This window comes from Moraxella tetraodonis, from assembly GCF_022359095.1.
Classification (GTDB): Bacteria; Pseudomonadota; Gammaproteobacteria; order Pseudomonadales; family Moraxellaceae; genus Faucicola; species Faucicola tetraodonis.
This window is the reverse complement of sequence record NZ_JACSYB010000001.1, coordinates 1,522,291-1,536,109: the sequence shown is the minus strand read 5'-3', so window position 1 is coordinate 1,536,109 and position 13,819 is coordinate 1,522,291. Positions and strand designations below refer to the sequence as shown.

General features: G+C 44.6%; 10 protein-coding genes and 1 tRNA gene. 4 read left to right on the top strand and 7 right to left on the bottom strand.

The window, feature by feature from the left end:
• The first annotated feature begins 246 nt into the window (after positions 1-246).
• Together gpmI and H9W84_RS06760 are read left to right on the top strand one after the other, a co-directional pair.
• Positions 247-1,869, top strand: coding sequence for a 2,3-bisphosphoglycerate-independent phosphoglycerate mutase (gpmI, locus tag H9W84_RS06765; protein ID WP_239742600.1), 1,623 nt, complete (start codon positions 247-249; stop codon positions 1,867-1,869).
• Positions 1,870-1,892: 23 nt separating this feature from the next.
• Positions 1,893-3,392, top strand: coding sequence for a S41 family peptidase (locus H9W84_RS06760; protein ID WP_239742598.1), 1,500 nt, complete (start codon positions 1,893-1,895; stop codon positions 3,390-3,392).
• Between the two features lie 72 nt (positions 3,393-3,464).
• On the opposite strand, the gene cysE is transcribed toward H9W84_RS06760, so the two are convergent.
• From cysE to dnaE, 5 genes are all read right to left on the bottom strand, one after another.
• Complete coding sequence (gene cysE, locus H9W84_RS06755; protein WP_239743707.1) at positions 3,465-4,391, bottom strand: serine O-acetyltransferase; 927 nt, start codon at positions 4,389-4,391, stop codon at positions 3,465-3,467.
• Positions 4,392-4,550: 159 nt separating this feature from the next.
• The gene (locus H9W84_RS06750; RefSeq protein ID WP_239742596.1) at positions 4,551-5,684 is read right to left on the bottom strand and encodes an acyltransferase family protein; all 1,134 of its coding nucleotides are present in this window, start codon (positions 5,682-5,684) and stop codon (positions 4,551-4,553) included.
• Positions 5,685-5,713: 29 nt separating this feature from the next.
• Positions 5,714-6,550, bottom strand: coding sequence for an RNA methyltransferase (locus H9W84_RS06745; protein WP_239742594.1), 837 nt, complete (start codon positions 6,548-6,550; stop codon positions 5,714-5,716).
• Between the two features lie 24 nt (positions 6,551-6,574).
• The gene (locus H9W84_RS06740) at positions 6,575-6,919 is read right to left on the bottom strand and encodes an Hpt domain-containing protein (protein ID WP_239742592.1); all 345 of its coding nucleotides are present in this window, start codon (positions 6,917-6,919) and stop codon (positions 6,575-6,577) included.
• A gap of 172 nt (positions 6,920-7,091) precedes the next feature.
• Entirely contained in the window at positions 7,092-10,652 is a 3,561-nt protein-coding gene (gene dnaE, locus H9W84_RS06735; protein ID WP_239742590.1) for a DNA polymerase III subunit alpha, read from the bottom strand.
• A gap of 148 nt (positions 10,653-10,800) precedes the next feature.
• Here dnaE and H9W84_RS06730 point away from each other — a divergent pair.
• Positions 10,801-10,876: transfer RNA gene (locus H9W84_RS06730), tRNA-Arg, on the top strand.
• A 76-nt stretch (positions 10,877-10,952) separates the two neighbouring features.
• On the opposite strand, the gene H9W84_RS06725 is transcribed toward H9W84_RS06730, so the two are convergent.
• Positions 10,953-11,354: a hypothetical protein gene (locus H9W84_RS06725; RefSeq protein ID WP_062330902.1), complete on the bottom strand. Its 402-nt coding sequence runs from the start codon at positions 11,352-11,354 to the stop codon at positions 10,953-10,955.
• A gap of 311 nt (positions 11,355-11,665) precedes the next feature.
• Between H9W84_RS06725 and pdxA the strand changes: the two genes are divergently transcribed.
• Positions 11,666-12,718, top strand: coding sequence for a 4-hydroxythreonine-4-phosphate dehydrogenase PdxA (gene pdxA, locus H9W84_RS06720; RefSeq protein ID WP_239742588.1), 1,053 nt, complete (start codon positions 11,666-11,668; stop codon positions 12,716-12,718).
• Between the two features lie 121 nt (positions 12,719-12,839).
• Here pdxA and H9W84_RS06715 read toward each other — a convergent pair whose 3' ends face one another.
• A complete protein-coding gene (locus H9W84_RS06715) occupies positions 12,840-13,652 on the bottom strand; it encodes a peptidoglycan DD-metalloendopeptidase family protein (RefSeq protein ID WP_239742585.1) in 813 nt (270 codons plus the stop codon).
• Positions 13,653-13,819: the final 167 nt, after the last annotated feature.

Below are 13,819 nucleotides of genomic sequence, written 5' to 3'. Positions count from 1 at the left end.
AATTCAATGATTGATTAAATTAATCACACTTGACGGTCAAAATACCATTCAAATCGTCAAAACACATCACAAGGTTCTTTGTTCTCATCATCTCGCTTAATATCGCCTAGCAGTTAACAGGCTTTGCAGTTAACAGAATGACGCAAAATCAGGGTTAAAGAGATGGAGTGAGCTATGCTATAATTTTCAAAATTTTTTTAATACTAGTTTTGTATTTTCCTTATTTTAGCTTTTCTAGAGGCAACAATGAATCAAGCATCTAACTCGGTTAACCATCAATCGACGGTTAAAAAAATCCCCCATGTGTTGATGATTTTAGATGGTTTTGGACATCGCGAAGATCAGCGTGATAATGCGATTGCCGCGGCGCACACCCCAAACCTTGATTATTTGTATCAGCATTATCCCCATGGTTTGATTTCAGGGTCAGGTGAAGACGTGGGATTACCCGCAGGGCAGTTTGGTAACTCTGAAGTCGGGCATATGAATTTGGGTGCAGGTCGTATTTTGTACCAAGACTCTACCCGTATTCACAAAGAAATCCGCGAACAGCAATTTTTTAGCAACCCTGCATTAACCGAAGTAGTAAAGCTTGCCAATGACCGACAAGCCAATGTGCATATCATGGGATTGTTATCGGATGGCGGGGTTCATTCGCATCAAGATCATATTGTCGCGATGGTCGAACTAGCGTTGCAGCAAGGTGCAAAGCAGGTCTTTATCCATACATTTTTGGACGGTCGTGACACGCCACCTAAAAGTGCGGACAATTATGTCGCACAATTAGAACAAGCGCTTGCCACGCTTAATGAGCGATATGAGGGCACGGCTTATTTGGTGAGTCTTATTGGTCGCTACTTTGCGATGGATCGGGATAAACGTTGGGATCGGGTACAGCAAGCGTATGATTTGCTGACCCAAGCCAAAGCAGAACGGGTAGTACAATCAGGTGCTGAAGCGATTAGCGCAGCGTATGGCGCAGGTGAAAGTGACGAGTTCGTTAAGCCGACTTGGGTGCGTTATGCTAACCAAAACGCTGACTTTGGTACCATACAAGACAATGACAGTGTGATTTTTATGAATTTTCGTGCCGACCGCGCCCGCGAAATCAGCCAAGCACTGGTTTCAGCTGATTTTGATGGCTTTACGCGTGAAAAACTGCCAACGCTGTCAAAATTTGTGATGTTGACTAAATATTCTGATGAATTACAAAACAATGGCGTGACCAGAATCGCTTTTGAACCGACATCGCTAACCAACACATTGGGCGAATATTTGCAATCGCAAGGCAAAACCCAATTGCGTATTGCTGAAACCGAAAAATACGCGCACGTGACCTTCTTCTTTAGTGGTGGGCGCGAAGCAGAGTTTGAAGGGGAGCAGCGTATTTTGGTCAACTCGCCTGCGGTTGCTACTTATGATTTACAACCTGAAATGAGTGCGCCAGAAGTCACTGAAAAATTGACCGATGCCATCAATTCCGGTACGTATGATGTACTGATTGTGAATTATGCCAATGGTGACATGGTAGGGCATACAGGTGTGTTCGATGCCGCTGTCAAAGCCGTCGAAACGTTAGATAACTGTGTGAAAACCATTGCTGATTGCGTGATTGCCAATCACGGGCATTTGCTGATTACCGCTGACCATGGCAACGTGGAGCAAATGCAAGATTATGATAGCGGACAGGTACACACCCAGCACACCACAGAGCTAGTACCATTTATTTATGTCAATGAGCAAGCGCCTGATAACGTCCACATTCGCACGGGTGGTAAGCTATCAGATGTGGCGCCAACCCTATTGGACTTAATGCACCTTGCCAAACCTGCCGAAATGACAGGTGAAAGCTTAATCGTAGCAAACTAACAGTTAATGGGTACAACTATCCTATGGTAACGCAGCCTTTCAAACCACTCTCTAACCCTACTTTCAAAAGACACGTTATCGTGCTGGCATTGTGGGGGATAGGTTCATTGGGTTATGCTGCTAGCCGACCGACTGTCAAAGTGCCTGTCAAACCACCTGTTACTTCTGCTGCCTCAGTTGCGGCAAAAACCAATAAAACGTCATTAACACCTGCAATCACTCAGGCGATTGCGGGTACTAATCCTACTGCCGTGCCCGTTAGTGTAGTGAATGCACCTAATGGTATACCGGATGGCGCTGATGACGACAATTTGACGGATGATGAGGCTGATGATGGCGGAGAGGTGGATATTACATCAACCACGCCTATGGTGACTAATCCCGCCACTCAGCCCATCATGCCAGCCTCTGAGCAAATACAGCAAGTTGCGTTGGGCGCGGTATCACCTGTCACAGTCGAAAAATTTGTCAAAATGATTGATATCATCCGTCAAAACTATGTGACGAATGTCGATGATGAATCCCTGTTTGCCAATGCAATGGCAGGCACTTTAGCTGCGCTCGATCCTTATTCTGAATATCTGGATGCGAACGCGTTTGAAAACTTAAGGTTATTTACCGAAGGCGATATTGGCAGTATTGGTGTGAGTGTCAGTTTTCATGCCGATGTAGATAGCTGGGTGTTTGATGACGTGCTGCCCAACTCGCCTGCCGCAAAAGCCGGTATTCAGCGCGGCAATTATTTGCATCAAATCAATGATAATAAGCTGGACAGCACGCGAACCCCACAAGATGTCGATCAGCTGCTGACAGGCATCGCAGGGACAACGGCTCGCTTGTTAGTCTCGGATAAAGGTCGTCGTAAACATCTGGTGGTGGTGCAAAGAACCTTGGTCCAACAACAAGCCATGAGTGCCAACATCATTAATGGTGTTGCGGTGGTGCAAATCCCCGTGTTTCAAAACAATACCCAGCAGCAATTTTTAATGGCACTCACCAAATTAAATCAGCCCTTTAGCGTGTTGGTACTTGATTTGCGCAATAACCCAGGTGGCGTGTTGTCAGCTGCCAATGATATTGCAAGCTTATTTATGAACGATAAAGTGGTGGTGCAGATTAAAAATCGGCAGGGCATACAAGAGGTGATGCGCACGCACGGCAAAGCCCAGTTTGCCGACTTGCCGCTGGTCGTATTGCAAAATCGTTATTCTGCTTCGGCGGCTGAAGTATTAGCCAGCGCGCTACAAAACAACCAACGTGCCAAGGTGTATGGCGAAACCAGCTATGGTAAAGGCTCTATCCAAAGCATTGTACCCATCAATGACAGCGAAGCGGTAAAGCTAACGGTCGCTCATTATTACTCAAGTAAAGGTGAGAAAATTGATGGTGTAGGCGTCAAACCCGATGTGACTTTGACGGGTGCAGAAACGAGTTGGCAAGATCAGGTATTAGCGGATTTGCAAACCACCAAACGAAGCAACCAATTTTTACTTAAACCTACACCAACGCCCCAGTCTTTTTAAGCTAATCACCTAACTAATCACCTAAGCAGTCACCCAATAACCTCTGATATTTATCATCGGGTGGAATTTATTTTATAGTTCATCTTCCATAAAAAATTGCGGATCAACGGCATCCAAATCACGCACATCAAGTTTGGTATAGTGTTTTTTGCAGAAAGTTGGATCCAATTTGCACATCGCACTTTGCAATTCATCAAGGCGCGCTTCAGACTGGCGAATGTGCTCGAGCATTTTGATAAAAGTCATTGCCACGGGGTCTGGGGTGTTTGGGTCAATCCCATATTGATGAAAAACGCCCGCTTGCTCTAGCTTAATTTTATTGCAATCATTCTCATTGGTAGCGGATGTGTTGATAGAGGTTTTCTCAACCGATTTTATCTTCTCAGCATCGGTTGTTTTTTCGATAATGGTTTTTTCGATATAGTCGTCAGCTGGGGTTACCCCATTATTTGCCAAGCTATCAAGCCCCATTTGCTCTGCCTTGGCTTTATCATGAATCAAACGCGCGGCACTGCCTACCATGGTCGCACCGGCAGGCACTTCTTTGACAACGACAGCATTGGAGCCGATTTTGGCATATTTACCCACGGTAAATCCGCCTAATACTTTGGCACCTGCACCGACAACCACGCCATCTTCCAGTGTGGGATGGCGTTTGCCTTCATTTAATGATACCCCGCCAAGCGTGACGCCATGATACAAGGTAACGTCATCACCGATTTCAGCGGTTTCACCAATGACCACGCCCATGCCATGGTCAATAAAGAATCGACGCCCAATTTTTGCTGCAGGGTGAATTTCAATCCCGGTCAAAAATCGATTACCAAAGGATACAAACCGTGCCAAGCCTTTGTTATTGTGTTGCCACATACTGTGAGCAACGCGGTGAATCAATAGCGCATGGACGCCAGGATAAGTCAACAGCACTTCAAGGGTGTTACGTGCCGCAGGGTCACGGTCAAACACCGCTTGGATGTCCTCTTGTAATTCTGCTTTGATGGTCTGGGTTTTTTTGGATAAATTTTGGATGACGGATAACATACTGACTACCGATTTTATAAAAATTTTAAGTGATTATGATATCACGAACTCATTAAACTACGCTATGATTGGCTATGATTGGCTATGATTGGCTATGATTGCAATACTGTTGTCGCATCACGGCGATAGAACGCGAGAGTTAGGTCGATGCATCAAAGGTTTTTCAATATAGTTGTAGCTTATAACAGCAAACATCACAACGAATACCAACACCAGCGGGTACGTCCACACATAGGCTATCATCGATTGGCTAAAGTCATGCAAGTGTAATAAGTTAAACCCTACATACATGACCAAACCATGGGTCAGATACAAGCTATAACTTAATTCACCCAAGACCTTTAGACCTTGTTGGTATAACACGCCAAAATACGTAAAACCGTTGGCAATAAAACAAAACAGTAAGCCACAAAGTAGCATTTGCCAATAAGAATACGCCGAAGTTTCAAATAAAATAAACAGGGTTAGTAGGCATAAAGCGATTGCAAAAACCACAGGAAATTTTGCCAATAAATTTTTAAAAAAATCTTCCAGCCAAACTGCAAAAAAAGCCAACAAAAATAACCAATACAGCTTGATAATAGTATGCGTGAGAACGTAATACAACACAGGCAAACTTATCATCAGCATCGCGATATTTTGCCACTGGCATACTTGTTTGGGATGCACCAACACAAACAGTAACGGTAAGCTAAAATAAAAACCCCACTCATAAAGCAGCGTCCAAGCCGCGCCTGCGACCAGCGGCCAAGCGTAAAAATCTTTAAGCGATTGATTGTTAAAGCTTAACCAGCGCAGCGTCCATTGCTGCCATTCAGACAGGGGTAACGGCGGGTGTTGCTGGGTGAAATAGATAGCGACGATACAAATGCCCAAAAACAAATACAGTGGAACAATGCGCTGCAGCCGAGAGCGATAAAGATATTGCCAATCCATCCGCGGCTGTCTGAGCTTACCAAAAAATAAATAGCCGGTGATTAAAAAAAACAGCGATACCGGCACACTACCCAAGTTGGTAAAAAAATCAATATTGGGTGACTGCCAGCGCCCCGTCGTTTGAAAGAAATAATTTTTAAAAAAGTGATGAGTAAACACTGATAACGCTAAAATGCCACGGATACCATCTAATGGGGAATGGCGATGGGTAGCATCAAACCCCACAATCATCCGTTGGGGGAGTTGATTGAGGAGCCAAGTGACAAGCGCTAAGCTAAGCACAAACACAACAGCAAGCAAAACAGTGGCAGACATAAACTTTGAGCGCTTAACGGGTTAATAATTTATCGTTTGAGTAATTTTGCGATGGTGGCTTGCAGTAACTGATATTCTTTGATATCAAGCTGTAATCTACTAAGGAGTCGATTAATACGCTGAGGCATCACTTTAGATTGGGCGGGATTGTAGATATCTAAATTCTCCAACAATGCCAACAGCCTATTTTCTAGCTGTAAACGCTGCTCATTTGAGATAGGCGGCTCATCCCACTGCTGGCGAAAAGTCAAATCAATGGATTTTTCAGCCGCTGTTTTTGCCGTCAATGCTAATTCGGCAGTTTCGTAAAAAACGCTGGCAATCACTTGAACCGCGGCGGCCACATTTAATACCCCATACTCAGCATTGGCAGGAATTTGAATATGGTAGTCGGCCAATTGCAGCTCTTCATTTGTTAAACCCCGATCTTCACGACCAAACACAATGGCAAGTTGCCAATTGCGATGCGCAGAATCTGTCATTACATCGTCAAGGTTGTGAAAATTAGTGACCATCAATTTGGCCGCTTGGCGGGGCGATAATACGGGTCTTGGAATATGGCGTTGGCGACTACTGGTAGCTATTACCCAGTGGCAATCTTGCAAGGCTTGCTCAAGGGTGTCACAAATAGTCACAGCATCTAAAATTGCTTTGGCACCTGCGGCATGGGCATAGGCATCTTCGTCAATCGGTAGTTTGGGCGCCACCACCGTGAGCTGCGTTAGTCCCATGGTGTGCATAGCGCGGGCGGCGGAGCCGATATTGGCAGGCAAGGTGGTGTTTACCATCACAATGCGAATACCAGCTAAAAATGCTGCAAGGGTTGAGAAGGGTTGCTGGGGAGCGTTAGTGTCAGTCGTTACCATGGGTCGTCAAATTTTAGCCAGTCGTTACGCAATAAGTGATTGTATTTGGTCATTCACTGCATGGCATTCCGCTTTGATTTCTTCAATCAATTGTTGGTGTTGATTGATATGACCCGTGCGGCAGATTTCTTGCAGTTTATAACAAAGTTCGGTCAGCTCGGTAGCGCCAAGGTTAGAGCTAGCGCCTTTTAAGCCGTGCGCTGCATTATACCCCAAACGGTTGTCTAAGTTGGCATACGCTGTCTCCATTTCCGATAAACGTTGTAAGCTATCTTGCATATAAGTATGAATCAAATCGACAAAATCTTCGTCAAGTAACTCTCTTAATTCTTCGAACTGGGGTAGGCTAATATGGGATGGCTGAGTCATATGAGTTTCCTGTTGATGGGGCATTAAATAAAACATCATTGATTAAATTTGATTGGCTTATTTTAGCCCATATCTCGTTGAATTTTATCAAAACTTTGATGAAAGTCAGTTTAAGGGATACAAACGTTTATCACATAATGGATTTATCGGCTAAATTCACCAAAATCAGACGCTAACTAAAATGTAAATGCAAATCTTCTTCATTAACCAAGCTTTTGAGTTTACCAAAATTCTCTTCTGTCGGTACAATTTGCCAATGCGTTGGCATATTAAGATGGGCAATCGCATAGTCGTTATACACACATAGGTTAATGGGTACACCTAATTGACCCGATGCATTGGCGGGCTGACTGTCGGCAAATTGGGCATTGTCGGCAGGGTGATTAAACTGATGCGATAAATAGTGAATTGTTGAGTTATTGGCGGTCGCTAACAATTGCTGTATCTGTTCAAACAGCGCCATATCATGACCTGCAATTTTGATGCTGATTTTTTTGAGCCAGCGTTTGCGCGCATCGGTTAAGGTCATTACCTCTTGTAGGCTGGCATAAAACGTGCCATCGCGTTCACGAATAGAGCCGTCGATAATTACCACGGTTTCCACCTTAAGCTTATCTTTCACGCGTGCAAAGCGCTCGGCATAACAACTCACTTCGATACGACCTGTACCGTCATCTAAGGTAATCACTGAGCGATTACCAAAGTTTGCGACATCGAGTATCAAGCCTGCAAAAAATACGGTTTCTCCATAGCTGGTTTCGCTCAAATCACCCAATGTCTTTGGCGTATAGCGTTTTAACTCATCGCGATAACTATCAATCGGGTGACCGGTCAGATAAAGTCCTAGCGTGTCTTTTTCGCCTTTTAAACGCTCAGCATCTGTCCAGACAGGCTCACGGGGCAATGGGGGTGGCGCAGTGACTTCTTGTATATCGCTAAATAAATCAATCATCCCTAGGCTGTCATTGCTACGCTGTTGCTCGGCTGCTTGTACCGCTTTTGGCAATTCGGCAAGTAACGCGCCACGGATGTGATAAGCTTCATCCGCAGGCAAATCAGGTCGTAATTTTGGCGCAAAACTATCAAAACAGCCTGCTTTAACCAATGCTTCAAGGGTGCGTTTATTGACTTTTCGTGTGTCAACACGGCGGCAAAAATCATACAAATCGGTAAACTCACCGCCTGAGTTTCGCGCTTCCACGATAGACTCTACGGCACCTTCTCCGACACCTTTGATACCGCCTAACCCATACACAATGGTCGTCGGGTTAATCGGCACAAATGCCCAATTGGAGTGGTTAACGCTGGGGTTTTCTACTTTTAAACCAAAATTTTCGCGGCAATCATTGATAAAAAACACCACGCCATCGGTATTATTCATGTCCGAGGTGATGACGGCCGCCATAAATTCGGCAGGGTAGTAGTGTTTTAAATAGGCGGTTTGATAGGCTAACACGCCGTATGCCGCTGAGTGTGATTTGTTAAACCCGTAGCCGGCAAATTTTTCCATCAAATCAAACACGCCGCCTGCAAGTTTATCATCGATGCCTTGATCAATAGCCCCTTCAACAAAAATACTGCGCTGCTTTGCCATTTCTTCGGGTTTTTTCTTACCCATCGCACGGCGTAGCATATCGGCACCGCCTAGACTATAGCCTGCCATCGCTTGCGAGATTTGCATCACCTGTTCTTGATAGACAATGACCCCATAGGTATTTTCCAGTATCGGCTCAAGTCGGTCATGGTCATAGATGACCTCTTCGCGGCCGTGTTTACGGTCAATGTACATATCGACCATCCCCGCATCTAGTGGACCCGGGCGGTACAGCGCACACATGGCGATGACATCTTCAATATTGGTCGGTCTCAGCTTGGCCAAATATTTTTTCATGCCGGTACTTTCAAGCTGGAATACAGCGGTGGTATGGGCATCTTGTAGCAGCGTGTAGGTGGGCTTATCGTCTAAGGGTAAAGTCTCAAGATCAAGCGGTGGCTGTTGCTCTCTAGCGCGGCGTGCATTGATATTTTTTACTGCCGCATTAATCACCGTTAGGTTTCGTAGACCCAGAAAGTCAAATTTTACCAAGCCGACTGCTTCCACATCGTCTTTATCAAACTGACTGACGGGATGACCCTCTTCATCACAATAGATTGCGCTATAATCGGTGATTTTGGTCGGCGCGATAAGTACGCCCCCTGCATGTTTACCAACGCCCCGGGTAATCCCTTCCAGCCGTACCGCCATTTCCCAAATCTCATTGGCATCTTCATAATCCATATTGTCAGGATTGTTAAGCAAATCTTTAAGTTGCGGTTCGGCTTCAACCGCGTCAGCGAGCGAAATACCTGGGGTTTTGGGGATGAGTTTGGAGATTTTATCAGCAAGACCATACGATTTACCTTGAACGCGTGCGACATCACGCACCACCGCTTTTGCCGCCATCGTACCAAAGGTGATGATTTGGGATACTGCTTCTCGTCCGTATTTTTGCGCCACATAATCAATGACGCGGTCGCGCCCTTCGATACAGAAATCGACGTCAAAGTCTGGCATGGATACCCGCTCAGGATTCAAAAACCGTTCAAACAGTAGGTCATATTCCAGCGGGTCTAAGTCAGTGATATTGAGCGAATACGCCACTAATGAACCCGCGCCTGAGCCACGACCAGGACCTACAGGCACATCATTGGCTTTTGACCAGCGGATAAAATCCATCACAATTAAGAAATAACCGGGGAAACCCATATTCAAAATCGTCGTGAGTTCAAACTCCAAACGCGCATCATACGGCTTGCGTTTTTCTACCCAGCTGTCGTCGCGCTTTTCGATGGGGTAGAGTTTTTCAAGGCGTTTTTCTAGACCTTCTTGGGCGGTGCGCCGAAAGAAAGTTTCAATGGTATCGCCTTCTGGAATGGGGAATTCAGGTAAATCGTGATGACCCATAGGAATAATGACGTTACAGCGTTTTGCCAAATCCAAGGTGTTGTCAATCACCGCTGGCATGTCGCTAAACAGGGCAGTCATCTTATCTTGGGTTTTTAAATATTGCTCAGAGGAATAATCACGTGGGCGATTGGGGTCGGCAAGCACTTGCGAATTGGCGATACACACCCGTGCTTCATGCGCTTCAAAATCATCTTCTGTTAAAAAACGCACGTCATTATGGGCAATGATAGGCACATCAAAGGCATTGGACATGCGAATGGCTTGCTCGATAAAACGGTCTTCGTTGGCACGCTGGGTGCGTTTAATGGCAAAATAGACACGATCGGCAAATGTAGTTTGCCATTGTTGTAGTAGGCTATCGGCTTTTTCTGGGTGAGATGATAACATGGCTTGACCGACGTCTGATTTTTCGGTGAATAGCACAATCACGCCTTCACTGCGCTCAAAAATCCAGTCACGCTGAATAATCGGTTTGCCCACTACTTGACCATCGACAAAGCCTTTTGACACGATATTGGTCAAATTCTTGTAGCCGATTTGGTTGCTGGCAAGTAGCGTTACTGTCGTACTATCATTTTCAAGCCATACTTCAGAGCCAATAATTGGCTTGATACCGGCATCCAAGCAAGCTTTATAAAATTTGACCGTGGCATACAGGTTTGATAAATCGCTAATGGCAAGCGCCAGTTGGTTATCGGCTTTGGCAGCTTTGACCAGCGCTTTGATGCGTACAATCGAGTCAGTGATAGAAAATTCGGTGTGAATACCAAAGTGTACAAATGCCATGGATTGCCTTTATCGCGGTTTATCTTTAGCCCACTATTATACTATGAATTGCAAAACTGCGAACCTACAAAATCAGCAACAAAGTGCCTAAAAAGTATCAGCGGACGCTAAGCATTTACGATTTAATATGATAAAATAGCAGACCTTTACGCCTATAGCTTAACTGGATAGAGCAGTTGCCTCCTAAGCGACCGACGTGGGTTCAAGTCCCGCTGGGCGTACCAGTTTTTTTGACCTAAAACCTATAAAAATAAAAAACCCAATAAAAAAATTATTGGGTGTGGCTTAAAAAAGTAAAACTTAGCTTAAACGTTTGGCATTGGCTGCCACGCGGCTATAGATAGGGTGCATCCCTTTTTCTAATACATGCAGGGCTTCTTGGTTGACAGCATAAAAGAAGTTTTCCAATGAAATCGGTTGACCCACGCTTAATTTCATACAGTTTGAAAACATTAATTGCCCAATATTTTGCTGGGCAACGAGCGCTTGCCAAGCCATTTGCGTCCAAGATTCAAAAAATGCGATGGGTTTTTCAGTCACCATACGTTCCATTTCTTTCATTTCTTTGGCATTGTTGAGGGGGTTTTGTTTTGCCATCATATAGATGCGGCGCTGCATGACTTGTGGTACGCGAACTGAAAAATCTTCAGATTGCTGGTACATTTTTTCAACTTTTTGGTTAATATGTTCGTAGGTAGCCATAAGGACTCCATTGATAACAACAGTAAAATACAGGATTGACAGTAAAGTGTAGTGCTATTATACACTGATTTAAATTAAGTTAATAATAGCAAAATCACTGGGCATACAATAGTTACTTAACATTACCCAAATAATTAGATTTCATTTAATCAAATCATTGGTAATCGCTAACCATCATCTGTGTAATCAAAGTTTTAGTTGCCCTCATGCGCATGAAACTGTTTTTTCAAGTTAACAATGCGCCACATGTGATAATGAATTTAAAAAATACTAACTGATAGCTTTATCAGTGTTTATCAAAAGGTATAAAAATGACCACGCAAAGTCTTCCCTTAGTGATTACTTCGGGCGAACCTGCGGGTATTGGCATGGATATCATACTGATGCTTGCTGACAGACAGCAATTAAATCTGCCCAATCGCGCTGTCATTGTGTTGGCAGATATCAACGCGCTACAACAAAGGTATAGTGAGCTCAAACAAAAAGGCGCTGTAAAAGACGGATTGATGATTCAACAATTAGCGACGCATGAGTTACATGAGTTAAAAGATTTACCGCAAATTGCGCAACCCTCAGTGCATGATACTATTTTGGTGGTGGATGTGCCGACAGCACAACCTGTGGTAGCAGGGCAGTTAAATCCTCATAACGCGCCAATGGTCATCGCACAGTTGCAACTGGCGCATAAGCTCGCCATCAGCAAACAAGTCGCTGCAATTGTCACCGCGCCACTGCAAAAATCGGTGATTATGACTGTGTTGCCAGACTTTATGGGGCATACCGAATTTTTTATGCAGCAGTCGGGGCTGGATAAAGTGGTGATGATGCTCGCCAATAGCCTGATGAAAGTGGCTTTAGTCACCACCCATTTGCCCCTGCGTGCGGTCGCCGATGCGATTTCCCACGAAGAAGTGGCAAAAACCGTTGATATTGTCATCCATGATTGTCAGCAAAAATTTGGTCTCACTCACCCAAAAATATTGGTCTGTGGACTCAATCCTCATGCCGGGGAAAGAGGCTATCTAGGCAGAGAAGAAATTGACATCATCAATCCGGTGTTACAGCACTATCGCGATCAAGGTATTGATATTAGTTTGGCGATGCCAGCCGATACCTTGTTTACCCAAAAGCATATCGCCACTGCCGATGCCATTATCGCCATGTATCACGATCAGGGACTGGCGCCGCTCAAATCACATGGGTTTGGCGAAACCGTGAATATCACTTTAGGGTTGCCTTATATTCGCACCTCAGTCGATCATGGCACAGCACTGGATTTGGCAGGCACAGGCAAAGCGAGTGCCGATAGTCTGTATCGTGCGATTGACTATGCCAATAACATGGCGACTGCGATTGTTCTCTAGTCATCCTTAACGATAATTACGCTCACAAAAAAGGCCAATCGTCATAGATTGGCTTTTTTATTGCGATTATTTTAAATAAATGTTTAACTATTTTAATTAATTATTTTAACCACCTATTTAATTATTTTAAATAACTGGCAGGGTTCACTGGCGTACCACGATAACGGATTTGGAACTCTACAGCAGGTTGATTCAAATTATTGTCTGTTCCAACGGTACCGATGGTTTGACCTGCTTGCACCGTTTGGCGCTCTTGTACAGCAAAATTTCCCAAATGCGCATAGGCACTAATGTAGTCGCTGTTGTGCTGAATAAGTATCAATTTGCCATATTCTGGCAAATCACTACCGACATACAGCACCGTACCTGGCTGGCTGGCGACAACATTTGCGCCGGCTTGTCCGCCAAACCACATACCTAGCGTACCTGTTTGTTGGTTAAACGGTCGCAATAAATTGCCAGTGGTAGGACGTAACCAACCTTGTGACAAGCTGCTGGTTGGCACGATGACTTGGTTTGGCATCGGTAACGGGGTTGATGAATTATTGGCTTGTCCAGGTGGGTAATAAGTCGGGTTGGACGGGCGAGATGATTGATTGACCGTCACAGGGCGAATGGTTGTTGGGCGATAAGAAGTAGGATTGCTTGCTGAGGTTAAAATCAAGCGTTGCCCTGGATAAATGGTATAGTTGCTATCAAGGCCATTGAGCGCGCCAACACGACGATAATCCAGTCCATAAATAGAGGTGATTTTGCTTAAAGTATCGCCGCTTTTGACAATATAATAGTTGGGCACACCCCGTACATACACAGGGCGTTTGTCTACGGTGGTGATCTTTTGTGAAGCACAAGCGGTCATCAATACCGCCGTACAGGCTATTGCACTGAGTTTTACCAGTTTGGGTGTGCACAGTGTTTTATAAGTGGCAAACATAACAGTCATTCCTAGCAAGTGATACAAAAAAAATTACAACAAGTCAGGGTATAGTAACTAACTTTTAACCACTTACAAAGTAACTGAAGTTAACAACAACGTTTCTTTGCCAAACGATAACAAATAGCAACATTTTGGACTCAAATGAAAAAATAGCGCAAAACCCC

Excerpts from the sequence above, each read along its gene's own strand:
- H9W84_RS06715 (WP_239742585.1), bottom strand. The coding sequence starts at position 13,652 with ATGTTTGCCACTTATAAAACACTGTGCACACCCAAACTGGTAAAACTC.
- dnaE (WP_239742590.1), bottom strand. The coding sequence starts at position 10,652 with ATGGCATTTGTACACTTTGGTATTCACACCGAATTTTCTATCACTGAC.
- pdxA (WP_239742588.1), top strand. The coding sequence starts at position 11,666 with ATGACCACGCAAAGTCTTCCCTTAGTGATTACTTCGGGCGAACCTGCG.
- H9W84_RS06750 (WP_239742596.1), bottom strand. The coding sequence starts at position 5,684 with ATGTCTGCCACTGTTTTGCTTGCTGTTGTGTTTGTGCTTAGCTTAGCG.
- H9W84_RS06760 (WP_239742598.1), top strand. The coding sequence starts at position 1,893 with ATGGTAACGCAGCCTTTCAAACCACTCTCTAACCCTACTTTCAAAAGA.
- H9W84_RS06740 (WP_239742592.1), bottom strand. The coding sequence starts at position 6,919 with ATGACTCAGCCATCCCATATTAGCCTACCCCAGTTCGAAGAATTAAGA.
- H9W84_RS06745 (WP_239742594.1), bottom strand. The coding sequence starts at position 6,550 with ATGGTAACGACTGACACTAACGCTCCCCAGCAACCCTTCTCAACCCTT.
- gpmI (WP_239742600.1), top strand. The coding sequence starts at position 247 with ATGAATCAAGCATCTAACTCGGTTAACCATCAATCGACGGTTAAAAAA.
- H9W84_RS06725 (WP_062330902.1), bottom strand. The coding sequence starts at position 11,354 with ATGGCTACCTACGAACATATTAACCAAAAAGTTGAAAAAATGTACCAG.